This is a genomic window from Actinoalloteichus caeruleus, assembly GCF_049311605.1.
Lineage (GTDB): Bacteria > Actinomycetota > Actinomycetes > Mycobacteriales > Pseudonocardiaceae > Actinoalloteichus_B > Actinoalloteichus_B caeruleus.
On the sequence record NZ_CP186005.1, the window covers coordinates 5,337,618 to 5,360,045 of the forward strand.

14 protein-coding genes are annotated in these 22,428 nt (G+C 72.0%); 1 reads left to right on the top strand and 13 read right to left on the bottom strand.

Features of this window, described 5'->3' with window-relative positions; all coding sequences use genetic code 11:
• Nucleotides 1–3 precede the first annotated feature (3 nt).
• The 9 genes from secA to ahcY form a co-directional block, all read right to left on the bottom strand.
• On the bottom strand, nt 4–2,907 hold the full coding sequence (gene secA, locus ACOJVX_RS21885; RefSeq protein WP_030227664.1) for a preprotein translocase subunit SecA: 2,904 nt from the start codon (nt 2,905–2,907) through the stop codon (nt 4–6).
• A 272-nt stretch (nt 2,908–3,179) separates the two neighbouring features.
• On the bottom strand, nt 3,180–3,878 hold the full coding sequence (gene hpf / locus ACOJVX_RS21890; protein WP_422647065.1) for a ribosome hibernation-promoting factor, HPF/YfiA family: 699 nt from the start codon (nt 3,876–3,878) through the stop codon (nt 3,180–3,182).
• A 441-nt stretch (nt 3,879–4,319) separates the two neighbouring features.
• Complete coding sequence (locus ACOJVX_RS21895; protein ID WP_422647066.1) at nt 4,320–5,063, bottom strand: ComF family protein; 744 nt, start codon at nt 5,061–5,063, stop codon at nt 4,320–4,322.
• A 79-nt stretch (nt 5,064–5,142) separates the two neighbouring features.
• A complete protein-coding gene (locus ACOJVX_RS21900) occupies nt 5,143–6,933 on the bottom strand; it encodes an LpqB family beta-propeller domain-containing protein (RefSeq protein WP_026419298.1) in 1,791 nt (596 codons plus the stop codon).
• Entirely contained in the window at nt 6,930–8,867 is a 1,938-nt protein-coding gene (gene mtrB, locus ACOJVX_RS21905; RefSeq protein ID WP_422647067.1) for an MtrAB system histidine kinase MtrB, read from the bottom strand. The genes ACOJVX_RS21900 and mtrB overlap by 4 nt, the downstream gene beginning before the upstream one ends.
• Before the next feature lie 9 nt (nt 8,868–8,876).
• Nucleotides 8,877–9,560, bottom strand: a complete 684-nt coding sequence (mtrA, locus tag ACOJVX_RS21910) for an MtrAB system response regulator MtrA (RefSeq protein WP_422647068.1) — start codon at nt 9,558–9,560, stop codon at nt 8,877–8,879.
• Nucleotides 9,561–9,785: 225 nt separating this feature from the next.
• Nucleotides 9,786–10,406, bottom strand: a complete 621-nt coding sequence (locus ACOJVX_RS21915) for a hypothetical protein (protein ID WP_026419301.1) — start codon at nt 10,404–10,406, stop codon at nt 9,786–9,788.
• A complete protein-coding gene (locus ACOJVX_RS21920) occupies nt 10,390–11,031 on the bottom strand; it encodes a dTMP kinase (RefSeq protein ID WP_026419302.1) in 642 nt (213 codons plus the stop codon). The genes ACOJVX_RS21915 and ACOJVX_RS21920 overlap by 17 nt, the downstream gene beginning before the upstream one ends.
• Before the next feature lie 984 nt (nt 11,032–12,015).
• Nucleotides 12,016–13,479, bottom strand: a complete 1,464-nt coding sequence (ahcY, locus tag ACOJVX_RS21925) for an adenosylhomocysteinase (protein ID WP_030105000.1) — start codon at nt 13,477–13,479, stop codon at nt 12,016–12,018.
• Nucleotides 13,480–13,678: 199 nt separating this feature from the next.
• On the opposite strand from ahcY, the gene ACOJVX_RS21930 reads away from it, so the two are divergent.
• Nucleotides 13,679–16,240, top strand: a complete 2,562-nt coding sequence (locus ACOJVX_RS21930) for a hypothetical protein (RefSeq protein ID WP_422647069.1) — start codon at nt 13,679–13,681, stop codon at nt 16,238–16,240.
• 609 nt (nt 16,241–16,849) lie between these two features.
• Here the strand turns inward: ACOJVX_RS21930 and ACOJVX_RS21935 are convergent.
• The 4 genes from ACOJVX_RS21935 to ACOJVX_RS21950 form a co-directional block, all read right to left on the bottom strand.
• Nucleotides 16,850–18,529, bottom strand: coding sequence for an amino acid permease (locus ACOJVX_RS21935; RefSeq protein ID WP_026419306.1), 1,680 nt, complete (start codon nt 18,527–18,529; stop codon nt 16,850–16,852).
• Nucleotides 18,530–18,810: 281 nt separating this feature from the next.
• Nucleotides 18,811–19,719, bottom strand: coding sequence for a cation diffusion facilitator family transporter (locus ACOJVX_RS21940; RefSeq protein ID WP_418154487.1), 909 nt, complete (start codon nt 19,717–19,719; stop codon nt 18,811–18,813).
• A gap of 292 nt (nt 19,720–20,011) precedes the next feature.
• On the bottom strand, nt 20,012–21,238 hold the full coding sequence (manA, locus tag ACOJVX_RS21945; protein ID WP_026419308.1) for a mannose-6-phosphate isomerase, class I: 1,227 nt from the start codon (nt 21,236–21,238) through the stop codon (nt 20,012–20,014).
• Nucleotides 21,239–21,303: 65 nt separating this feature from the next.
• Entirely contained in the window at nt 21,304–22,428 is a 1,125-nt protein-coding gene (locus ACOJVX_RS21950; protein ID WP_418154486.1) for a hypothetical protein, read from the bottom strand.

Below are 22,428 nucleotides of genomic sequence, written 5' to 3' on the forward strand. Positions count from 1 at the left end.
GGGTCAGCCGCGCCGGTCGCGCTTCGACTGGGCCCGCGCGGCCGCCCGGCGGTCCTTCCGGTTGCCGCCCTGGCTCCGGCCGGCCTGGTTCCCGCCGGTGTTCGCGGTGCCACCCGAGCGGCCGCCGCCTCGACCACCCTGGTTGGCGGGGGCGCCGGCCTCGTCCGGTCCCGAGTAGTTCAGCTGCTGACGCCCCGGGCCGTCCAGCCCCTTGCCTCGCAGTGCCGCGGGCACGGGCGCCTGCTCCGCCGCCGGCGGCGGGGGTGCCGCTGGCCGACGGCCGCCGTTGCCGTTGGTCCTCGCCTGGCCGGGGGTGGCGGCCGGGTCCGCGCTGCCGGCACCCGAGCTGACGGTCACCGCGACCTTGTCCTCGCCCTCGCCGGCGGCGCGTTTGCGGTCCTTGTCCTCCGGCGGCTCGACCTGGATGTTGAACAGGAAACCGACCGATTCCTCCTTCAACGCGTCCAACATCGCGTTGAACATGTCGAAGCCCTCGCGCTGGTACTCGATCGCGGGGTCCCGCTGCGCCATCGCCCGCAGGCCGATGCCCTCCTTGAGGTAGTCCATCTCGTAGAGGTGCTCGCGCCACTTGCGGTCCAGGACGGAGAGGAGGACCCGCCGCTCCAGTTCACGCATGGCGTTCTCGTCGCCGACCAGCTCGTTGATCTCCGCCTCACGCCGCTCGTAGGCGCGTTCGGCGTCCGCCAGCACCGCGTCGAGCAGACCCTGCTTCGTCAGCCCCTTGCCGTCCTGCTCCAGCAGTTCCTTCCAGTCGATGCCGACCGGGTAGAGAGTGCGCAGCGCGGTCCACAGCTGCTCGAGATCCCAGTCCTCCGGGTAGCCGTCGTCGGCGGCGCCCTCCACGTAGGCCGTGCAGACGTCCCGCATCATGTGGTGGATCTGCTCGCGCAGGTCCTCACCCTCGAGCACCCGGCGGCGCTCGGCGTAGATGACGGTCCGCTGCTTGTTCATCACCTCGTCGTACTTGAGGACGTTCTTCCGGATCTCGAAGTTCTGCTGCTCGACCTGGGTCTGGGCGCTGCGGATCGCCCTGGTCACCATCTTGTGCTCGATCGGGACGTCGTCGGGCACCCGCAGCCTGGTCATCACCATCTCGACCATGCTGGCGTTGAAGCGCCGCATCAGCTCATCGCCCAGGGAGAGGTAGAACCGCGTCTCACCCGGGTCGCCCTGCCGCCCGGCCCGACCGCGCAGCTGGTTGTCGATGCGCCGCGACTCGTGGCGCTCGGTGCCCAGCACGTAGAGACCGCCGGCCTCCCTGACCAGCTCCGCCTCCGCCTCGGCCTCGGCCTTCGCCTTGTCGAGCTCCGCGTCCCAGGCGGCCTCGTACTCCTCCCGGGTCTCCACCGGGTCCAGGCCCCGGTCGCGGAGTTCCTTGTCCGCGATGAAGTCGGGGTTGCCACCCAGCACGATGTCGGTTCCCCGGCCCGCCATGTTGGTGGCCACCGTGACCGCGCCCCGCACACCGGCGAGGGCGATGATGGCGGCCTCCCGCTCGTGGTGCTTGGCGTTGAGGACCTCGTGCTTGACACCCTTCTTGGTGAGGATCTTGGAGAGGTGTTCGGAGCGCTCGACGCTCGTCGTCCCGACCAGCACCGGCTGCCCCTCGCGGTGCCGCTCCTCGATGTCCTCGGCGACGGCCTCGAACTTCGCCACCTCGGTCTTGTAGACCAGGTCCGGCTGGTCCTTCCGCTGCATCGTGCGGTTCGTCGGGATGGTGACGACACCCAGCTTGTAGATCTGGTGCAGCTCGGCCGCCTCGGTCTGCGCCGTACCGGTCATCCCGGACAGCTTGTCGTAGAGGCGGAAGTAGTTCTGCAGCGTGATGGTGGCCAGCGTCTGGTTCTCGGCCTTGATCGGGACCCGCTCCTTGGCCTCGATGGCCTGGTGCATCCCCTCGTTGTACCGGCGCCCCGCGAGCACCCGGCCGGTGAACTCGTCGACGATCATCACGTCGTCGCCGCGCACGATGTAGTCCTTGTTCTTGTTGAACAGCTCCTTGGCCTTCAACGCGTTGTTCAGGTAGCCCACGAGCGGCGTGTTCGCCGCCTCGTAGAGGTTCTCGATACCGAGCTGGTCCTCGACCAGCTCCACACCGGCCTCGGTCACACCGATGGTGCGCTTGCGCTCGTCGACCTCGTAGTGCTTCTCCCGCTCCATCAGCGGCGCGATCCGCGCGAACTCCTGGTACCAGCGGGAGGACTGGTCGGCCGGGCCGGAGATGATCAGCGGGGTCCTGGCCTCGTCGATGAGGATGGAGTCCACCTCGTCGACCACGGCGAAGTTGTGGCCGCGCTGCACGCAGTCCCGCAGGTTCCACGCCATGTTGTCGCGCAGGTAGTCGAAACCGAACTCGTTGTTGGTGCCGTAGGTGATGTCCGCCCGGTAGGCCTCCCGTCGCTGCTCGGGGGTCATCTGGGCGACGATGACGCTGACCTCCAGGCCCAGGAAGCGGTGGACCCGGCCCATCCACTCCGAGTCACGTTTGGCCAGGTAGTCGTTGGTGGTGACGACGTGAACGCCCTCACCGGAGATCGCGTTCAGGTAGGCGGGCAACGACGAGGTGAGCGTCTTGCCCTCACCGGTGCGCATCTCGGCGACCTGCCCGAGGTGCAGGGCGGCGCCACCCATGAGCTGCACATCGAAGTGACGCTGGCCCAGCGTGCGCTTGGCGGCCTCCCGCACGACGGCGAAGGCCTCTGGCAGCAGCTCGTCGAGACTCTCGCCATCGGCGTGACGGCTGCGGAACTCGTCGGTCTTCGCCCGCAGCTGATCGTCGGTCAGCGGGGCGATCTCCTCCTCGAGCGAGTTCACGTGCGCCGCGATGTTGCGCAGGCGCTTGAGAGTCTTGCCCTCGCCGGCGCGGAGCAGTCGGGACAGGACCATTCGGTCGACCTCACTAGCTGATCGTCACGCGCCCGCCACAGGCGCTTTGCCGCCATACTAGGCGCGGATTGGGAGTGCGATACGTCCGTGCGGGGCAAGCATGACCGGCGGGAGCGCCCCGGAGTCGGTGCCACGCGGACGCGCCCACCGGGAACACCGACCTCACCGCCCCCACTCGCGGGGCGGTCCCCGACCCGATCCTGTCGGGCGGGGACCACTCGCACGGTCGCACTCTCAGTATGGCCCGTGCCGCGAACCGTCACTCACGGCAGTCAGACCAGACTGATCACACCGTAGTCGAAACCCCGACGCCGGTACACGACGCTGGGACGGCCGCTGTCGGCGTCGGAGAAGAGGTAGAAATCGTGGCCGACCAGTTCCATCTGGTAGAGGGCCTGGTCAACGGTCATCGGCTCGGCCGGGTGCTCCTTGGTGCGCACGATCCGGCCGGGTTCGTCGGAACTCCACTGGGAGGGGATCTCGCTCACGTTCTCGGCCTGAGCCACCTGGCGCTCGGTCGTGTCCAGCACGGTCGTCCTCCCTGTCTGCCCGCGATCAGCGTTCCCGGCGCCTCCGCCGGCCGTCGGCATCCCGACGAGGCTCGGCCACTCGGCGGAACCGGCGGCGGTCCCGGCCATCGTCTCCGCGATGGACTTCGCCTTGCGCCTGCCGTCCTTCCGCCGGTCGTGGATGCGGCGCAGCCGGTTCTCCAGCTTGTTCACCGCCACGTCCAACGCCGCGTAGAAGTCCTGGGCACAGGCCTCGGCGCGGACCACGGGTCCGCGTCCCTTGCCGGTGATCTCGACGCGCTGGCAGTTCTTCGCCTGCCGCGGATTGGGTTCGTGGAACAACTCGACGTCGAAGCGGATGACTTTGCGGTCATAACGTTCGAGTCGGCCCAGCTTCTCCGCCACGTGCACCCGGTAGTGCTGCGGGATCTCGACGTTACGACCCTTGACCACGATGTCCATAAACGACCTCCCTCGCGCGATCTGCGAGCGATGCGTGAAACGGTGGCGTCGGAGCGCGCCCGGGCTCATCCGGCCTCACGACGCCAATGGCATGAGTTGATCGCCTCCCTCCGGCGGTGTCATCCGGCCGGTTCGTCTGGCCCTCCGCGACTGATAGCCGAGCACGTTAGCCCCATCCGTCGGTATTGCCCAGCCCCGTGGAGAGCGATGCGCGATGACTACCGACCGTCACAGCACCCCTCGGCGGTCCCGAGACGTCGACGACCGAGGGCATGCTCGTCCGACCCGGTGTCCCACCGGGCTTGACCTCCGCCCTCACTGCCGCCGCCTCGTAATCGCCTCATACCCGGGTAACGGGTGCGCGCAACCCGAAGTTCCCGAATTGGTCGCGAAAAATTCGCGGGAAACCAACCGATCGGGCGAGCGCGGAAACCCCGGGAGTCACGTCAGGTAATCGCCATGCGCCGTTCCACCGGTACCCGCGAGGCGCGCCGAACCCCCGCCCGCCACCGCCAGCACCACCACCGCGCGCACCCGCAGCCCGGCGTCGAGGAGGGAGCGCACCGACTGGGCGGCGGTGGCGCCGGAGGTGACCACGTCGTCCAGCACGACGACCTCCGCTCCCCGGGGTGGCAGGCGGCGGGGGCGCACCACGACCCGGCCGGCGAGGTTCGCCAGCCGTTCGGCGGGCGGCAGACCGACCGAGTCCCTGGCACCGGGTCCCAGCCGCAGGCCGTCCGCGACACCGACGGCCAGGCCACCCGCGCGGAGTCCCGCCGCGGCGACCTCGGCCAGTCGCAGAACGTGGCTCCCGCCCCTCCTCCGCACCGCGGCCGGGCGGGACGGCGCGGGGACGAGCCACCACGGTTCGTCACGCCCCAGCCTCGGTGGAGCTCCTGCGGGACGGTGCGGACCGCCGATCCCCTCGGCGAGGGCCCGGCCCAGGGGCACCGCGAGCCCCCGCCTGGCCCGCTCCTTGAACGCGAGGACGGCGGACCTGGTCGCGCCGGCGTACTCGGCCAGCGCGTACACCGGCGCCGCCACCGCGACCGGCCTCCTCGTCACCGCGCGGGGTCGGCCGAGCCCACGCCGGCAGCCGTCGCAGAGGTCGACCCCGGGGAGGTCGCAGCCCACGCACCAGCGGGGGACGAGCAGGTCCAGCACCGAGTCGCACAGCGCACGCATGGTTCGGAGCCTCCCGAGCGGGACCGACGGAAACCGGGTTCCCGACGCTCGATCGCGGCCGACTCCGACCGATCGGGTGTCACCCGGGGTAGAGCGGTACCGCGCCGCCGTTCTTGACGGCGGTGTGCTGCTGCCAGTAGCTGTTCACGTCCTGCACGGTCCACAGCCCGTTCTGGTCGGCGACCATCACGTCCTTCTTCGGGAACGCGGTCACCGTCGTGACGTCCTGGGTCAGGTTCGACTGCTGGTAGCGCTGGAAGACCATGCCGTCCGGGCTGATCCGCATCACCGGGTACTTCCCGCTGACCGCGACGATCAGGTACTCGCTGCCCTGTTCCCCGGGGGCCGGGTACTGCCAGGCCACCGAGCGGGCCTGGATCTCCTCCCCGATGCGGTGCAACACGTGGTGCCCTCCGATCCTGGGCCCCTCGTTGTCGCTGGACACGGAGGCGACCAGCAGGTCGTCACCCCCGACCACGGCCACCCGCATCCCGTCCGGGGACAGCCGGAGATCGGTGACGGGCAACTGGTCGTCCGGCAGCCGGTGGGGCACCGGCCTGGTCACCCAGCCGTTCTGCCCCGTGGCCACCACCTGCAGCACCGTGTCGCCGTCGGCGACGGTCCACAACTCGGAGGTGCCAGCCCGCCACGTCGGCCTGGTGAGCGTCTCGGCGTCGATCTCCACCGGCAGCAGGTCCTCGCCGTAGCCACCGACCCAGAGGGTGGGCCGACCGCCCAGGTCACGGCCCACGACCGCGAGCTGGCTCCCGTCGACCGACTGCGCGGCCGTCTCCGCCCGGTAGTCGCCCGCGCCGGCCGGCCCCGGCACCGGTTCCCCGGTCAACGTCTCCACCCGGCCGTTGCGCACCATCAGCCCCGGCAGGTCCAGGTTGGGGGCGAACGCCTGCATCTCCGCCCGGAAGTCGACCATGCGCCACAGCTTCTTCTCGGGCAGCACGTCGACGTTCTCGTACATCACCCGCACCGGACGCGGGGTGACCGACTGGATGGAGAGCACGATGCCCGCGACCATCCGCCGGTAGGACTCCGGTGTCGGGTCCTTCCCCAGGTTCGACAGGTTGACCTCGATCACCGCGTCCCGCGCGTCGCTGACGTTGGACCGCATCGCCGCGCCCCGGGGCAGCACGGGAGCCACCGCTCCGGCGAGGCTGGCCGAGGGACCGCTCTGGAGCAACTCGACGACCTTCCCGGGATGCGCGGTGCTCGGCTGCGCCGGGATGTACCGCAGGTCCGGCACCAGGCCCGGCCGGTCACTGGCGTGGAAGTACAGCTGCACCTGCTGGTAGTTCAGGTTGAAGTCGTCCACCGTCATGACCACGTCGGTCGGGGGCTGGCTGATCCGCCACCCCCGCTCCTCGCTCTCCTTGGTCATCACCAGCCGCATGTCGTGCGTCCCCCAGTCGGGCACGAAGGACATGTCCGGCTCGATCCGGCCGATGCGGCGCGCGGTGACCCGGACGACCGCCACATCGTCCGGGGCCTCGCTCACGGCGAGTTCCTGGTCGTGGATCACCAGCTGGAGCTCGTCCACCAGGGTGATGCGGGACTCGGTGTCCCACTGGCGCTGCGCGTCGTCGGTCAGGTACGCACGCGCCTCCGCGTGGTCGTCGTCGGGGCGCGCGCTCGCCTGCACGAAGGCACGGGCCAGCTCGGGGGCATCCAGTTCCGGGTCGGGCTCCTGGACGTCACCGCCGGGAATCCCGTCATCCATCCGTTGCGCCACGGTGGCCGTGGAGGACTCCGGGATCGCCACGCACCCCCCGGCGAGCAGGCTCACTCCCGCGAGCAGCATCACCAGCAGGCTCGCCGCCGGTCCTCCCCCACCAGGTCCGCTCCGCCCCGACGTCACGTCGAGTCCCTCCCCCGGTCGCCGGTCAACGCCTCGGACCAGCTGGGAAGGCCCAGCTTCTCCAACCGCTCCCGCGTCGCCCGCGCCTCGGCTACCGCCACGTCGTCCTCCGCGCCGACCAGCACCGAGTCCTCCGGGTGGTCCGGGTCCTCGACCGGTGCCGGAGCGGGTGGCCCCGCTGGAGCGCCGTCCTCGGGCCCGGCACCGCTCACGAGATCGGCGAGCCCGTCGTCCTGGACCCCGCCCGCCACGAGGCGCTCGGCGTCGTAGTAGGAGCGGGCACCGCCCCACGACGGGTCCGCCACCATCAACGGCAGCGGGCTCCGCGTCAGCTCGATCCCGGGACGCCGGGGCAGCGTCAGCCGGAAGCAGGCGCCCTCCCCGGGTTCACCGACCGCCTCCAACTCGCCGTTGTGCAGGCGGGCGTCCTCCAGGCTGATCGCCAGCCCGAGCCCCGTGCCACCGCTGTGCCGGTTCCTGGAGGGGTCGGCACGCCAGAAGCGGTTGAAGACCAGCTCCTCCTCACCGGGCCTGAGCCCCACGCCGAAGTCGCGGACGGTGACGGCGACCGCGGCGGAACTCTCACCGACCCTGACCTCCACGGGTTTGCCCTCACCGTGGTCGACGGCGTTGGCAAGCAGGTTGCGCAGCACCCGTTCGATGCGGCGGGAGTCGATGGCGACCATCACCGGGTCGGGTGGCAGGTGGAGGTCGATGCGGACCTTCGCCGTCGCGGCGATCGCGCGCACCGACTCCGCGGCGCTGCGCACCACCGGCCGCAGGTCCACGCTCTCCGCGCTGAGCTGGATCACCCCGGCGTCCAGTCGGCTGATCTCCAACAGGTCGCTGAGCAGGGACTCGAAGCGGTCCAGTTCGTTGACCAACAGCTCCGTGGAGCGGGCGAGGCCGGCGGGGAACTGGTCTCGGGAGGCGTGCAGCACGTCCGCCGCCATCCGGACCGTGGTCAACGGCGTCCGCAACTCGTGGGAGACGTCGGAGGTGAATCGGCGCTGGAGCTGGCCGAACTCCTCCAGCTGGCGGATCTGCCCCTGGAGGCTCTCGGCCATGGCGTTGAAGGACTCGGCGAGCCTGGCCACCTCGTCCTCACCGGTCGCCCGCATCCGGTCGTCCAGGTCCCCGTCGGCGAAGCGCTCGGCGACCTCGGCCGCCTCCCGGACCGGTCGGACGACCTGCCTGGTCACGAGGTAGGTGACGCCGCCCAACAGGACGACCAGCGCGAGCCCTCCGACGAGCAGCGTGCTCTGCACGAGGCTGATGGTCCGCTGCTCCGGGGTCAGCGGGTACAGCTGGTAGAGCTGGATCGTCCGGCTCACGGTGGGCACGGGAATGCCGACCGCGAGCATCGTCACGGGTTGGCCGTCGCGGTCGACCGTGGTGATCTGGGAGGCGAGGCTGTTCTCGTCCTCCACCTGCCGCCGCAGGTCCTCCGGGATGTCGTCGAGGGGGCCGGACTGGGCCAGGGGCTCCCCCGTCTCGGTCTGGCGCCCGTAGAAGTCGGCCAGCACCGGGTCGAAGACGCCGGCTGACCCGGACGAGTCCTGGTCGGTCCTGGTGCTGAGCGTGTTCCTCGCCGCGCTGAGCTGGGTGCCGAAACCGTCCGAGTTCGGGTTGGATCCGCGCAACTCGTTGCTGACGATCTCCCTGCTGGTCTGGGCCTGTTCCAGCGCGGCGTCGCGCTTGCCGTCGATCAGCCGCGAGATGATCTGCGTCTGGAGCACCATCACCAACACGAACACCACGGCGGAGGAAAGCGCCAGCGTGCTCACGACCACCCGCACCTGGAGCGACCGCCGCCACAACCCGGCGGCTGCTCCCAGCCGCCGGCGGACGAGGCGATGAGCTCGCCGGAACCGCCGGGCGGCGCGCCGGTGGAACGACTCACCGCCGCGATCAGAACTCCTCACCCGCACCACCCGGTCCCGTCACGGGTCATGGGGGCCGGCCTTGTATCCCACCCCACGAACGGTCAGTACCACCTCGGGGTGCTCCGGGTCGCGTTCGACCTTGGAACGCAGCCGCTGCACGTGGACGTTCACCAGCCGGGTGTCGGCGGCGTGCCGGTAACCCCACACCTGTTCCAGCAAGACCTCACGAGTGAACACCTGCCTGGGTTTGCGGGCAAGGGCGACCAGCAGGTCGAACTCCAGCGGAGTCAGCGAGATCGGTCGTCCCTCCCTGGTCACCTCGTGTCCGGGCACGTCGATGGTGAGATCTCCGATACTCAGCACCTCCGCCGGCTCGGACTCGGTCCGCCGGAGCCGGGCACGCAGGCGGGCCACCAACTCCTTGGGTTTGAACGGTTTCACCACGTAGTCGTCGGCACCGGATTCGAGGCCGAGCACGACGTCCACCGTGTCGTTCTTCGCCGTCAGCATCACGATCGGAACGCCCGACTCAGCGCGGATCGCCTTGCACACGTCGATGCCGTTCATCCCGGGGAGCATGAGGTCCAGCAGCACCAGGTCCGGCTTGAGCTCCCGCACGGCGGGAAGGGCGCGTGTGCCGTCGCCGACGACCGCGGTGTCGAATCCCTCGCCCCGGAGGACGATCGTCAGCATCTCGGCGAGCGCGGGGTCGTCGTCAACTACCAGTACACGCGACTTCATGCTGGATATCGTCGCATTGGCTGCCCTGCGGGAACGCACCACCCAGGGACGTGAGACGTGACCGTTGTTACCGAACCGCTCGCCGTGCACGGTGCTCGCATTTCGCACCAGCTCCCCCTCTTCCACGCCGTGGTGACTCGAATCACGTTGTATCCCCCGGTCTTAGACCGTTTCCGGTGACCGGTTCGTTACGCGTGGGGCAGGCGTGGTCGGGACGGGGTCGGGCTAGTCGGAACGGCTGCCTCCCAAGGCCGTTCCGGCGGCCTCCACGCTCTTCGTGGGGGGACTCTCGAGGCTCTCGCGGGGTGCGACCAGGAAGCCCTCCCCGGGGGGAGCGCCGTCGTCCTCGCTCGTGCCCGTCGGGTGCCCGTCGGGCACGTCGGCCAGGACCCGGCCGGGTTCCGCCGCCCCCGTCCAGGAGGGGAACCGCCGCACCCGGTGGGTCATGCGCCGCCGCCACATCCAGGTCCACGAGGACACCGTCACCCGGTGCTCGCCGCCGGGCCAGCGCACGGCGTAGGGGTGGCTCGCGGACCTGCCCACCAGCTCGTCGAACTCGACCTGCCCCCGCGCGGCGGCGAGCAACAGCGAGTGGAGGCGCTCCGCCTCACCCTCCTCCCGGAGGTCGAACTCGACGGGCTCGGCGATGTCCAGGAAGACCAGCGCGATCTGGCCGAGCAGCCACACCACGACGTCACCGGCGGCGTCGGGCGGGCAGACCTCGACGATCGAGTGGTCGCCGTGCTCCTCCCGGACCCAGTCCGTCACGGGCAGGCCAGTCTCGGACCGCACCTCGTCGAGCAGGGCGAGTACGAGGGTGTGCGGCTGTTCAGCCGAAGAGTTCATCGACCAACCGATTCGTATCCACCGTGGACACCGCGTCCACGACCGTCCAGGGCGCGAGCCAGCCGCGTCGGGCGAGCTGCTCGTAGAGCGCGGCGCACCGAGCCTGGAGGTCGGCGTCCGACTCGTAGATGTCACGTTCGCGCCCCACCTCGGTCGCCTCACGGCGGGTCACTCGGGAGGCGGCGACGGTGGGGGTGACGCTGAGCAGGAGGTGCGCGTCGGGGACGGGCAGCCGGAAGCGGGAGATCTCCAGGTCGTGCACCCAGCGCACGAAGTCGCCGTCGGCGTCCTGGCGCAGCCGGGCGGCACCGTACGCGGCGTTCGACGCCACGTAGCGGTCCAGCAGCACGACGTCGTACCGCTCCAGGTCCGCTCGCAGGCCCTCCGCCGCGTCCCGCCGGTCGAGCGCGTACAGCAGGCCCATCGCGTGCGGCGAGTCCGAGACCGGACCCAGGTCGCCGTGCAGGGCGTCCCGCACCAGGTCCGCGTGCACGTCCACGCCGTAGCGGGGGAAGGCTCGACCGCGCACGCTCAGCCCGCGTTCGGTGAGTGCCGTGCTCAGCTTCCCGAACAAGGTCCGCTTGCCCGCTCCGTCAATGCCCTCGATCCCGATCAAGCGTCCCACGGGCGCACACCGTAGCCACCCCTCGGGAGCCCGCGGACGCCGGCCCACGGATGTCGCTCGTGGCCGGTCACCAGGCGCACGACGTCGCGACGGCGAACCACGGCGGTGGGCGGCCGCCCGAGGCGGTGGGAGCTTCCTGGGCCGCGAACCCCCTCCGCACCCCTCGGATGAGGCGCGCCTGGCGGCGGCGGGCGCGGGCCCGCGCGTCCTCGCGCCGCCGGCGGGACTGGCACGCGTGAGCACGGCACGGCCGAGGGGCGGTCCGCCCCTCGGCGCCGGCCCCGGCGGTGGTGGCACCCCGGTCCGGCACCGGTCGTCGCCCTCCGGGCCCCGCGACGCGCCGCCGGCACCACCAGCCGCCTCGACGCCTCCCGTCGGCACCACGGGTTGGGCGGACCGCTCAGCCGGCACCCCACCAGCGGGGCGCTGCCGGAACCCGGGACGGCGGCAGCGGCGGCCAGCCCCGTGCTCGGACGGGGGCGGCTGGCTCGCGCACCACCTCCTCCGGGCCGGGTGCGCGGCCCCGCCGGCGCCCAGCCAGCACGAGGAGATCACCGCCGGGCTCGGGGCTGGGCGGAGCCCGGCCACCGGCGCCTTGGCCAAGGGGAGGGTGGCGGCGTCGCGACGAGGGGCGGGGGGAGGTGCTGACCCCCGAGGCAGGGCGCGCGCCGAACGGGGGGACCGAGGACCGCCACCACCACGCCCCGCCCGGAGGGCACCCGGGCGCGTCACGCGGCGGCAGCGGGCGACCCACCACGGCCGGATGGTCCCTCGGCTGCGGGGCGTCCCGACCAACCGGAGTCCGGCACATCGTCGGGAGGGCGCGCGGGACCGCCGCCCTCGGGCGGGACGGGGTGCTCCTCGGGCCGGGCGGAGCGGCTGCCCGCGCCGAGACGCGGACCCGGCACCGCACGGGAGCCCGCCGGCGACAGGTGGGCGACCGGGAGCGGCCCCCGGCGGGGCATCCGCCGGGGACCGGGACGGTCAGTACCGGTAGTGCTCGGACTTGAAGGGGCCGTCGACGGCGACGTCGATGTACTCGGCCTGCTCCTTGGTGAGCTTGGTCAGCTCACCACCCAGCGCCTCCAGGTGGATGCGCGCGACCTTCTCGTCGAGCTTCTTCGGCAGCCGGAAGACCTCCTTGTCGTACTCCTCGTGCTTGGTGAACAGCTCGATCTGGGCGATCACCTGGTTGGAGAAGGAGTTCGACATCACGAAGGACGGGTGCCCGGTGGCGTTGCCCAGGTTCAGCAGGCGCCCCTCGGAGAGCACGATGATCGAGTGGCCGTCGGGGAAGACCCACTCGTCGACCTGCGGCTTGATGTTGACGCGCCGAACGCCCTTCCACCGGGCGAGCCCCGCGATGTCGAGCTCGTTGTCGAAGTGCCCGATGTTGCCCAGGATCGCCTGGTGCTTCATCCGGGACATGTGCTCGGCGCTGACGACGTCCTTGTTGCCCGTGGTGGTGATGACGATGTCGGCCTGGTCGATGACGCTGTCCAGCGTGGACACCTGGTACCCGTCCATCAGGGCCTGGAGACCGCAGATCGGGTCGATCTCGGTGACGATGACCCTGGCGCCCTGACCCCGCAGCGACTCGGCCGCGCCCTTGCCCACGTCACCGTAGCCGCACACCACCGCGACCTTGCCGCCCATGAGGACGTCGGTGCCCCGGTTGATGCCGTCGATCAGCGAGTGCCGGATGCCGTACCGGTTGTCGAACTTCGACTTGGTGACCGAGTCGTTCACGTTGATGGCGGGGAAGAGCAGCTCACCGGCCGCCGCGAGCTGGTACAGGCGCAGGACGCCGGTGGTGGTCTCCTCGGTGACGCCCAGGATGGACTCCCCGACACGCGTCCACCGCGAGTCGTCCTCCTTCAGCGAGCGGCCGAGCAGGTCGAGGATGACCTTCCACTCGTCGGGGTCGTCGTCGGCCGCCGAGGGAACCACGCCGGCCTTCTCGTACTGCGTTCCCTTGTGCACCAACAGGGTGGCGTCGCCACCGTCGTCGAGGAGCATGTTGGGCAGGGCGCCCCCACCCCAGGTGAGCATCTTGTCGGTGCACCACCAGTACTCCTCCAGGGTCTCCCCCTTCCAGGCGAAGACGGGGACGCCCTTGGGCTCCTCCTCGGTGCCGTTCGGACCCACGACGACGGCGGCCGCCGCGTGGTCCTGGGTGGAGAAGATGTTGCAGGACGCCCACCGGACCTCGGCGCCCAGATCCACCAGCGTCTCGATCAGCACCGCGGTCTGCACCGTCATGTGCAGCGATCCGGAGATACGGGCTCCACGCAGCGGAAACGCACCCGCGTACTCCCGCCGCAGCGCCATCAGCCCGGGCATCTCGTGCTCGGCGAGCCGGATCTCCTTGCGTCCGAAGTCGGCGAGTGACAGGTCTGCGATGGCGAACTCGATACCGGCACGGGTCTGGAGCCTTTCGGCGCTCATCAGGCGTCTCCTCACGACATGGGAACAGCCCCCGCACACTACCGTTCGCCACGCCGGAGCCCCAATACTCGCCAGTGACGATCAAATAGCCCAGGATTGCCACCGATCCACCACCGGAGAACCGATAATCGATCGCACGGAGCACGACGGGGCAGGGAGGGCGGTGGCCGTGGTGATACCCGGGCCCGACACACGCGTCGTGGAGCTGAGGGTCCACGGCGTTCTCGGAACCACCCCGGAGGACCTGACCGGATCGGTGTCCGCCGTCGAGGTGGCCGGGGACGGCCTCGGCCAACTCGTCCGCCCCGCCGACCGGCTCCGCAGACCCGCGCCCGGGCCGATGCTCAACGCCGGGGGACGGCCGGTGCCACGTGTCGTCGAGGGTTACGTCTGGGGCGGCATGACCTCCGGCGGGTTCGCGAAGGCGACCTGGGCACTGCTCTTCCCCTTCGCGATGGCCAACGTCGCGCACTGGATGCTGCCTCCCGTGCGGGAGGGCAGCGCCGCCTCCCGGGGGCTCGGCCACCTGCTGCGCGCCCTGCTCCGGTTGGCCGCGCTCCTGCTCTCCTGCCTGCTCGTGTCCCAGCTCACCGTCATCTTCCTCGACCTCGTCGCGACGCAGTGCCTGCGGCCCGGCTCCTCCTGCCTGCCGTTCGCGCCGGACTCCCTGCGCGGGTGGGACCTGGGACGCGCCGTGCTCGGCCTGCTCCCGGTGGTGGCCCTGGTCGCCGTGTTGCACCGGGTGTCGACGGTGAGCTGGAAGGTCAACAGGTCCTCGGACCCGTTGCCCGCCGACCCGGAGCGGCGGCGCAGCCGGCTCGCCGGCCTCCCCGGCGAGACCGTCATCGCCGACCCCGACACCCCCGTTCTCCGGATGACGCACACCGTGGCGACGCTGGCGGTGGTCGCGATCCTCGCGCTGGGCGGGCCCACCGGCGCCACCGACGGTTCCAACGACTGGTTGTGGTGGTCGGCCGCCGCCCTGTTCCTCTTCGGGCTCCTGGCCACCGCCCTGTTGGACGACCCACCGGAGCTGCGGGCCAGGGGCGGCCTGGGGGGAAGGCTCCGGCGGTTCCTGGGGTCCTGGCCGTCCCAGGTCATGGTCGGCGCGTCGGTACTGCTCGTGGCCCTGGTGTCGGTCCGGTTGGGCCCGCTGCCCGCCGAGCTGCCGGCATCGACGCTCACCGTCGAGGTGGTCGCCGCCCTGCTCGCGCTCTGCTGCGTCCTGTTCGGCGCCCTGCTCGTCCCGGCCGCCTGGCTGGCGCGGGTGGAGTGGCGCGGGCAACCGCGCGACCAGCGCCCCTGGGCCGGGGGCTGGTTCTCGGCTCCGGTGCTCACCCTGGCCGCCCTGTTGGGAGCCGGGTTCGGTGCCGGGTTGACGCTAACCGTCCGCCAGTTGTTGGGGCGAGGACATCTCGCCGATCCGGAGGGCTACGAGGCGATCACCCTGTTGTGGGGCGCCGGTGCCGTTCTCGCCGTCGTCGCGGTCGCGGTCGTCGTCCCGGTGGTGCTCTTCCGCCGCTGGCTCGCCGAGCGCCGCGACCGACTGGCCCCGCCCGAGACCACGCTCCTGCACGCGGGCCGGCCGGAGGACTCCCGAGTAGGCGCGAGGGCCTGGTGGTGGGCCGCGGCGCAGCGCCGGCACCTGCACCACATCCTGTTGCTGGTCGCCGGGGTGCTCAGTGCCGGTGCGCTGATCGCGTTGGTCGTCCGGCTCGCGGACCTCTCGCTGCCCGACTGGTTCGACCCGCTCGCCGGGATCGGGGTCGTGGTGCTCGCCGCACTGGCCCTGGCGTTGCTGCGCACCGTCCACCTGGCGAAACGGCGCCCGGAAACCGCCAAGGTGCTGGGCATCCTCGCCGACCTGACGAGTTTCTGGCCCAGGGAGGCCCACCCGACGGTGCCGCCCTGTTACGCGTTGAAGGTCATCCCCGAGTTGGCGGACCGGGTGGTCCACCACCTCAAGGACCCCGGGGTCCGGGTGGTCATCACCGGGCACAGCCAGGGCAGTCTGTTGGCGGCGGTCACGGCGGCGCGGCTCGCGCAGTCCCTGCCCGACGCGGACCGGCACCGGGTCGGTCTGGTGACGCACGGCTCCCAGCTCCAGTGGATCTACGCGCGCGCGTTCCCCTCGGTGGTGCCGCTGTCCTCCCTGGCGGAGCTGTCCGGCGCGCTCCGGGGCCGGTGGCGTTCCCTCTGCCGTGGGACGGACCCGTTGGGCGGGCCGGTCACCACCTGGAACCGGCAGGTCTACGAGGGGACCCTGATCGGCGTCGGGTTCCGCGCCGACGGCTCGGTCGGCCCCCTGCCCGCCGCGACGCGGAGCCCCAACGGCGCCCTGGTGCTCGGCGGCGACCACTGGCTCCCCGACCCGATGCGGGGGCCGTTCACCGGTCGTCGGTGGAGCCCCGGGGTGCTCTCGCACTACGACTACCCCGTCGACCCGGAGTGGGACCGCGCGGTGGCCATCGCGGCCGGCCTGGAACTGCCACCGAGGGACACCCCGACGACGGGCAGCCTGCTCAGCGCGTTGGGGGTGGGCTCCGACGGCGCCGCCGCCGGCCAGTCCCCTCCACGAGGAGCGGCGGACCCGATCGACGGCGGTGGTGGTGGCTCGGCCGACCCGGAGGGCCGAGGACGACCGCCGGGACGACCGTCGAAAACGTCGTTATCCGACCCCGTGCCACCTCCCACCGAGATCCCCCGGGGCCGCAGCACTCCCTGGGAACGTGCCGCCGAGTTGCCGGTGAAGGGCGGCTGAGCGTTCGGGGTCGACGGGCGTCGCCGGCCCGGAGCCGCACGCGAGGAGCGCTCGCGCGCCCTGGGGTGGCCCTCGGGCCCGGGCCCTGGGACCACGCCCCGAGCGGAGAGGACGGCGCTCACCGCCGTCACGAGCCGGGACGCCGAGGAGCTGGCCGCCGGCGCGCGGGGAGATCCGCGTGGTGCCCTGGATGACGTGACGCCGCACTCCCCGCCTCCCTCGGGCGGGTTCCCCGGTCCCCCTGGCGCCCGGAGGGGTCAACCCGAGGCACCGCCCGGGTCCGGCTCGACGGCGGCGCCGCCGGCCGCGTCCATGCCGGGTTCTCGTGGGGCCGCCCCCGGCCTCGGACTGGTCCGCCGACGCGCGGGTGGTGGACCGGGCTGTCCGTCAGGAACCCCCACCCGACCCGTGCCCGCGAACGGGCACCGAGCCGGGGCGGCTGGGAGCGGGCCGCGGTGCGTCGGGGGGCCGGTGGCGAGCGTGGACCGACCCCCGAGGCACGGCGCTCCTCTCCGCACGAGCCGTGGGCGGTCGACGCCGACCGGTCACCGGCGGCGTCGAATCCCGCCGCCCGACTCGCCCCACGGCCCCGCCACCGACCGGGTCAGGTCAGTCACCCGCAGCGCCGGAGGAGGAGCCGTCCCCGGTGCCGTCGGAGGTGGACCCGCCGCCGGACGCACCGTCCGCACCGTCGTCCTGGGCCGTCGCCGGGCCCCGGGGTCCCGCCCCGCCGCGTCCCCCGGCAGCGTCACCCGCCTCGGAGGGCACCGGGCCAGCGGCCGCGCCCGCCGGGGCCGTCGCCATCCGCTCCCGCCTGGCCAGGGTGGAGTTCCGGTAGCCGTAGACGAAGTAGATCACCGCGCCCAGCGCCATCCAGATCGAGAACCGCACCCACGTCAGCGCGGTCAGGTTGAACATCAACCAGACGCAGGCGAGGATCGCGAGGATCGGGATCAACGGGACCAGCGGGACCCGGAATCCCCTCTTGAGGTCCGGCCGGGTGCGGCGCAGGACGATGACCCCCGCGGAGACCAGGACGAAGGCGAACAGGGTGCCGACGTTCACCATCTCCTCCAGCGCGTGCGCCGGGAGGAAACCGGCGACCACGGCCACCACCCCACCGACCAGGAGGGTGGCCCGCACCGGCGTGCCGCGCCTGCCCGTCGGTGCCAGCCTCCGGGGCACCAGCCCGTCCCGTGACATCGCGAAGAGGACCCGGATCTGGCCCATCATGAGCACCATCACCACGGTGGTCAGACCGGCGAGAGCCCCCACGGAGATCACTCCGGCGGCCCAGTCGACCCCGTTCGCGGCGAACGCGGTCGCCAGGGTGGCGTCCTGCCCTCCGGGTTGGGTGGCGAGTTCCTGGTAGCTCTGCATCCCGGTCAGCACGAGGGCCACCAGCACGTAGAGGACGGTCACGATGAGCAGGGAACCGAGGATGCCTCGGGGCAGGTCGCGCTGCGGGTTCCTGGTCTCCTCGGCCGTCGTGGCCACCACGTCGAATCCGATGAAGGCGAAGAACACCAGGGACGCCGCCGCGAGCAGGCCGAACACCCCGTACGTGCTGGTCTCCACGCCGAACACCAACGACAACAAGGACTGGTCGAGCCCGGAACCGCCACCCTCGGCGCTGCCCTGGGCCGGGGGGATGAACGGCGAGTAGTTCTCGGCCCGCACGTAGGCGAAGCCCACGATGATCACGAGCAGCACGACGGCGACCTTGATGGCGGTGATGACCTGGCTGACCCGGGAGGAGAGCTTGGTGCCCAGGGCCAGCAGGAGCGTCAGCACGGCGATGAGCAGGACGGCGCCCCAGTCGAACTCGAGCGACCCCAGGGTGACGGTGGTGGGCACGTCCAGACCCAGCAGGGCCAGTCCCTCACGCAGGTAGTCCGACCAGCCCTTGCTGACCACCGCCGAGGCCAGGGCGAACTCGAGGATCAGGTCCCAGCCGATGATCCAGGCGAGGAACTCGCCGAAGGTCGCGTAGGAGAAGGTGTAGGCCGAACCGGCGACCGGCAGGGTCGAGGCGAACTCGGCGTAGCACAACGCGGCCAGGCCACACGCGATCGCGGCGAGGACGAACGACAACGAGACGGAGGGGCCGGCCACGTTCCCGGCGGTTCTGGCCGCCAACGTGAAGATCCCCGCTCCGATGACGACCGCGACACCGAAGACCGTCAGGTCCCAGGCCGTGAGGTCCCTGCGGAGTCGCGTACCGGGCTCGTCCGTCTCGGCGATGGACTGCTCCACGCTCTTGGTTCGCATCAGCCCATGCCGGGCCATGTCGTTCGCCCCTCACTGCCTTCCCCGGGGTTCCCCCCGAGGCCCCACCGTTGGAAAGTCACCGAAACGATAGTCCTCGCGGCGCTGAAGTCCAGACCATTTGACGTTGGCCACACGGGGGTGAGCACTGGTCGCACCCGCCCACCGGACGATTCGGTCGTTTCGCACCGGTTCGCCGTCCGGGCGGCGGGCGAGCCAGGCCCGCGGGGCCACGGTCGTGGTCGGCTCACCGGGTGGGACACCGCCCGCGCCGCAGCGCCTCCCACCCGCCCGTCGACCGTTCACCCCCGGTCGAGATCGGCTTCGAGGTAGACGAGGCGGGCGACGGGAACGGCGGCGCGGAGTCTGCCCTCCGCCTCGTCGATGGCGGCGGCCACCTCGCGGGTGGAGAGCGACGCCGTCACGGCGATCTTGGCGGCGACCAGCAGCTCCTCCGGCCCGAGGTACTCGGTCCGCAGGTGGATGACGCGGGATACCCGGCTCCCGACCAGCGCCTCCCGGATGCGCCGCACCTCCTCGGCGCTCGCCCCCTCGCCCACCAGCAGGCTCTTGGTCTCGATGATCAGGGTGACCGCGATGAACCCGAGCAACGCGCCGATGCCGAGGGTGGCCACTCCGTCCCACACCGGGTCGCCGGTCAGCACGGTGAGGCCGATACCGGCGAGGGCGAGTACCAGCCCGACCAGCGCACCGCTGTCCTCCAACAGCACGATGGGGAGTTCGGGCTCCTTGGCCTGCCGGATGAACCGCCACCAGCTCCGGGTCCCCCGCGCGGCCCGGGAGTTGCGCACCGCCGTCCGCAGGCTGAGGGACTCCAGCCCGATGCCCACGAGCAGGATCACCACGGCGACCAGGGGAGAGGTGAGGGTCTCCGCGCCGAACACCTTGCGCACGCCCTCGTAGAGGGCGAACACGGACCCGAGGGAGAAGAGCAGCAGGGCCACCACGAAGGCGTAGAAGTAGCGGTCCCGTCCGTACCCGAAGGGGTGTTCCGGTGTCGCCCTCCGCCGGGAGGTCCGCTTCCCGACCAACAGCAGCCCCTGGTTCGAGGTGTCGGCAACCGAGTGCACGCTCTCGGCGAGCATGGCCGACGACCCGGTGACGAGGAAACCGACGAACTTCGCGACCGCGAGACCCAGATTCGCGGCCAGCGCGGCCAGTACCGCCCTGGTGCTCTCCTCCCCTGCCACGCCCCGCCCTCCCGTGGTCCGACCCCGGGTCAGCGCGCTGACCGCGGGTGGAAGCGCCGCAGCGGCAGACCCGTGCCCGGGCGCCTCACCCGCCGCCGCGCTGGTCACGGTAGCGAGAGCGTGGGGAGCCGGCTGGGTGGCACGAGTCCCACCGCGCTCTGATCACCCACCCGGGTCGGGGTGGACGGGCCGGGCCCGCGCGATGGCGTGGTCGCCACGAACCGGACGAACCGCGACCAACGGGGGGCGTGCCCGCCGGGCCGGCGCGACGACCGCGGCCCCTCGGCAGTGGTCAGCCGAGCGGCGCGGTGGCGTGGAAGAGCTGGGTGCGGGCCCCGGTCGCCGGGCGCACCCGCACCGGTGGGTCCTCCGCCGGGAGCCACACCGACTGCCCCCGGCACACCTCCAGTTCACCGTGCTCGGGGCTGGTGAGGGTGACCTGACCGTCCGTGCAGAGGAGCAGTTGGGGGGTGGCGCCGGTCAGGGCGACCGGCGCCACCTCGTCGGCGTCCCAGTCGATGCGCGACAGCTGGAACTCCTCGGCCGGGGTCCGGTAGACGGTCAGGTGCTGGCCCTCCTGGTCACCGGTCAGCACCGGCATCGGGCCGTGGGCGAAGTCCAACACCCGCATGAGTTCCGGCACGTCCACGTGCTTCGGGGTGAGTCCCCCGCGCAGGACGTTGTCGGAGTTCGCCATGATCTCCACCCCGGTGCCCAGCAGGTAGCTGTGCAGGTTCCCCGCCGGGAGGTAGATGGCCTCCCCTGGCTGGAGGACGACGCGGTTGAGCAACAGGGCGGCCAGGACGCCCGCGTCCCCCGGGTAGGCCTCCCCCAGCTCCAGCACCGTCCGGCACTCCTGACCGAACGCGCCGCGTTCCCGCAGGTGCCGGACGCAGCCCTCCAGCACCGGCGGGAGCAGCACGTCCAGGGCGCGCTGCGGCAGCGTGATGAGGGTGGTGAACAGCGCCCGCAGGCCACCCGGCCCGGGCTCGGCGGCCAGCAGGCCCGTGTAGGGCCGCAGCGTCGGCACGTCGAGCGCGTCGAGGAACCGCAGGGTCACCTGGGCGTCCCGGAAACCGGCGAGGGCGTGGAACTCGGTGAGCGCGCAGATCAACTCGGGTTTGTGACTGCTGTCGCGGTAGTTCCGGGTCGGTGCCAGCAGGGGAACGCCCGCGGCCTCCTCCCGCTCGAACCCCTCCTCCGCCTGCTCGGAGGACGGGTGGGCCTGGAGGCTGAGCGGTTCCTCGGCGGCGAGCACCTTCATCAGGAAGGGGAGCCGAGGCCCCCACCGGTCGGCGCACTTGCTGCCGAGCTGCCCGATCGGATCGGCGTGGAGGAGCTCGGTGAGGGCGGCTTCGGTACCGTCCGGCCGCACCAGGACCGAGGAGTCGGAGGGATGGGCGCCGAGCCACAGTTCTGCCTCGGGGTGGGGCGCCGGGATCGGTCGACCGAGCAGTTCCGAGATCGCGGTGCGGGAACCCCAGGCATAGGGGCGCACCGGATTGCGCAGCAGGTCCACTGTCGTCTCTCGTTCGCTTGTCCGCTGGTCTCAAGCCGGGCCGGCGCTGGCCGCCGCCCGGACGGTCACACGCCGGACGGCCGCAGCTCGGCCGAGCCGCCCATCGCCCCGGTGGTCAGACCGAGGTAGACGGCGGCGGTGTCCAGTCGGCACGCGAGGGACAACGCACCGGTCACCGGGTCGCCCTGCGACTCCTCACCGGGAACGAGGAGGTCCGCGGCGGGAAGGCGGTCCGTCGCCCTCCGCAGCACGAGGTCCGCCTCGCGCTGGTCGGGGCGGGGCGGGACCGGGGACACGGCCGGTCCGGCGGGCACGCTGACCAGCAGTACCCGCACCCGCTGCTGCCCGGACAGGTCGTCCGGGTCGGCGAAGATGTCCCCGTCGGAGCCCTGGGAGACGGCGGTCCTGAACAGCGCGGGACGGCGTTCGGCCTGCTGGTAGCCGGTGGCGTCGGCGGCGACACCCGCGAACCCGGCCAGCGCGCCCGCGCCGTGGCCGGCCACGGCGACCGCGACCGGGTCGACGCCCCAGAGCAGCGGCAGGCGTTCCCCGAGCCGCAGCGCCAGCGACTTGGCCGGGTTGACGAAGGACTCGTGGGAGAGGTGGTCGCGCTCCGACGCGTGGTCCAACCGGTCGGCCAGACCGTCGAGGTCGACGCGGAGGAGCCCGAGCGCGTCGGTCACCGCGAGGGTGAGCGCGACGGCGGCCGCGAGCCCCAACCCCGGTGGGACCGGGACCCGGGTGGGGAGCAGGATCGCCTGCCCGCCGGCCGCCGCGGCGGCCACCGGCCCGTCGCCGGGCCCGGCGACGACCACCCGCGCCCCGCGCCGGCCCGCTCGGTACACGCCCTCCGCCAGGGCGGGTTCGTCGACCATGTCGTCGACGTGGACGACGACGACGTCGAGTGGGCCGACCCAGCGCGGGATGTCGGGCGAGGTCACCACGGGGACCGGGCACTCCGGCCCCAGCAGCGCGGTCACCAGCGGTGCCGCGTCGGCGCCGGCGGTGCTCCTGGAGAGCAGGACCAGCGCCCTGGGCCGTTCACTGACGAGGCGGGACAGGCCCGCCTCGACCGCGGCGCCGGCGGTGGCCCGCACCTGGGCTCCCGGGGTCGCGGCCGCCCGGAGCAGACCGGCGGTGTCGGCCTGCTGGAGCCACGCCGGATCGTCGAGCAGGGTGTCGTCGAGCAC

Bases quoted from the DNA above. Each gene is read 5' to 3' on its own strand.
- ahcY (WP_030105000.1), bottom strand. From the start codon at position 13,479: ATGAGCGCCGAAAGGCTCCAGACCCGTGCCGGTATCGAGTTCGCCATC.
- ACOJVX_RS21935 (WP_026419306.1), bottom strand. From the start codon at position 18,529: ATGGCCCGGCATGGGCTGATGCGAACCAAGAGCGTGGAGCAGTCCATC.
- hpf (WP_422647065.1), bottom strand. From the start codon at position 3,878: ATGGACATCGTGGTCAAGGGTCGTAACGTCGAGATCCCGCAGCACTAC.
- mtrA (WP_422647068.1), bottom strand. From the start codon at position 9,560: ATGAAGTCGCGTGTACTGGTAGTTGACGACGACCCCGCGCTCGCCGAG.
- secA (WP_030227664.1), bottom strand. From the start codon at position 2,907: ATGGTCCTGTCCCGACTGCTCCGCGCCGGCGAGGGCAAGACTCTCAAG.
- ACOJVX_RS21895 (WP_422647066.1), bottom strand. From the start codon at position 5,063: ATGCGTGCGCTGTGCGACTCGGTGCTGGACCTGCTCGTCCCCCGCTGG.
- ACOJVX_RS21915 (WP_026419301.1), bottom strand. From the start codon at position 10,406: ATGAACTCTTCGGCTGAACAGCCGCACACCCTCGTACTCGCCCTGCTC.